1 protein-coding gene and 1 pseudogene are annotated in these 2,342 nt (G+C 39.3%); both read left to right on the forward strand.

Translation table 11 applies throughout. From position 1 onward, the window contains the following. Positions 1 to 181, forward strand: a pseudogene (locus tag VE944_RS07050) (vitamin K epoxide reductase family protein); the annotation flags it as partial. Positions 182 to 697: 516 nt separating this feature from the next. Further along, the coding region (locus tag VE944_RS07055; protein WP_324974306.1) for a CHASE2 domain-containing protein at positions 698 to 2,342 on the forward strand (1,645 nt) is incomplete at its 3' end.

Here is a 2,342-nt window from a genome sequence, read left to right on the forward strand (position 1 = left end):
TAAAGTAGAATGCGCTCCCGATGGACTCAAAGCTCAACCCGAACTGTGTAAAGCCGCAAAAATTGAAGGCTTCCCCACTTGGATCATCAATGGTAAAAGCTATAGTGGAGTCCAAAACTTAGAGGAACTAGCGAAAGTTTCCGGTTACACGGGCCCTCGTAACTTTAAGTATTTCAAGTAATTGACCTAGTCCTACGGTATAGTTTAGACCCAGTCAACTGGATGAATACAGCAAAGTCTGTTTCCAGTTGGCTTTTTTCTTTTTGGTAATAGATAATAGGTGTTGTCCAATATCTATTGGTGTCAACAAAAGCCTAGAAATAGCTTAGGGACTTCAAATAAAAAAATATCCAATTATTTATTGTGGAGTGGGCATCTTGCCCGCCCAGTAACCAGAGATAGGCAAGACTTTGGCGTGATCTGCTCAGTCGAACGCTGCCCAGCCCACAACTGAACTCACTTTCAACAATATTTATACTTAATTTGTGCTGATAGCTACAAAAGTCCCAGTTGCTGTTTGGCAAAATAATTAGTCTTAATATATGTTAATACATCATAAGTGCCACGATATCCTGAATAATCTTACTAAATTGAAAAACTCTTAGAAACTCTATTTAGCTCCTTCTTGAACTATGTTAATCCAATAGCTAATAGCTATAGCAAATAGAGAATATTTCTCTCCAGTAGTGTAATGGGAATGAATCAGCAGCTAGGCAAGCATTTTGTGAAGTCAATCTTTAAACTGAAACAATCGCTTGGTCGAGGACACAAAGAATTGATTATTGCCGCCAGCATTGCACTTTGCATCCTGCTTTTGCACTTCATAGGATTATTACAATCTTTGGAATTGGCAGGTTTGGATCAATTTTTTCGCTTACGTCCAAATGAACCGCCAGAAGAGCGTATTACCATCGTAGGGATTGATGAAGCCGATTTAAAGGAAGTAGGTTCGTGGCCGATTCCAGATGCAAATATTGCCCAGTTGTTAGAAAAATTGAACGTCCACAAGCCCCGTGCTATTGGCTTAGATATCTACCGAGATTTGGCAGTAGAGCCTGGGAATCAAGAACTTCGTAATGCTTATAAGTTAGTGCCTAACTTAATTGGTATTAAGCTACTGGCAAAGGACAAAAACGTTAATGTTTCACCTCCACCGGGGCTAAATAAGGATCAAGTAGGCTTTAACAATGTGCTATATGATCTCGATGGTAAAGTACGTCGTAGTTTGTTATATTGGCACGTTAATAATCAGGTACACGAAAGTTTTGCTCTAAAGTTGGCTTTATTGTATTTAAAGTCAGAAAATATTACTCCCAGCAAAGCAAAAAACAATCCTGAGTATTTGCAATTGGGTAAGGCAGTATTTACTCGTTTTGAACCTAATGATGGTGGCTATGTGCGAGCTGATGCTAGAGGCTACCAAATTTTGACTAATTTTCCAAAACCTAAATGTCAAAGTTCATCTGGAGAATGGTGTAGTTTTCGCCAGGTATCCATGAAAGATGTACTGGCAGATAAAGTCAAAGAAAACTTCATAAAAGATCGGATTATACTTATTGGTTCCACTGCACCCAGTCTCAATGATTTTGCATTCATTCCCTATTCCAGCAGTCTAATGGGTACGGCAGAGCCTTTACCTGGTATTCAACTGCAAGCTTATTTTACTAGTGAGTTAATCTCAGCTGCTTTACAAGGACGACCATTACTCAAGGTCTGGACTGACTTAGTGGAATACTTATGGATTTTTATCTGGTCTTATCTGGGAACTGTGACGACATGGCGGATAAGACACGCAACTAAGAGCCTTTTTAGCATCGTAGTTTCTTGCTTGGTATTGACCCTGAGTGCGTACCTTGCTTTCTTGTACGGTTGGTGGATACCGCTAATTCCCTCACTGTTAAGTTTTGGCAGTTCAGCTATTTGGATGACTAGTCATATTGCCCATATCCAGGAAGAATGGAAACGTTCTAAAGAATTTTTGCATCACGTAATCAACACGATTCCCGATCCAATTTTTGTGAAAAATGAACAACATCAGTGGATTGTTTTAAATGAAGCGTATTGTCGATTTATCGGTTATCCGAATAAGTTGTTAATTGAAAAGTCAGATTATGACTTTTTTCCTAAACATGAGGCCGATGTGTTCCGACAACAGGATGATCTTGTGTTCAGGACTCAAAAACCCCAGGAACATGAAGAAGAATTTACCAATGCAGATGGTCAGACTCATCAAATTGCCACTAAGCGATCGCTCCATAAAGACTCAGCTGGTAATTTCTTTTTAGTTGGAGTCATCCGAGATATTACTCAGCGCAAGCTTATGGAAGAACAGCTAAAACTTA

Source organism: Nostoc sp. (genome assembly GCF_035638895.1).
In the GTDB taxonomy this organism is placed as follows: Bacteria; Cyanobacteriota; Cyanobacteriia; order Cyanobacteriales; family Nostocaceae; genus Nostoc.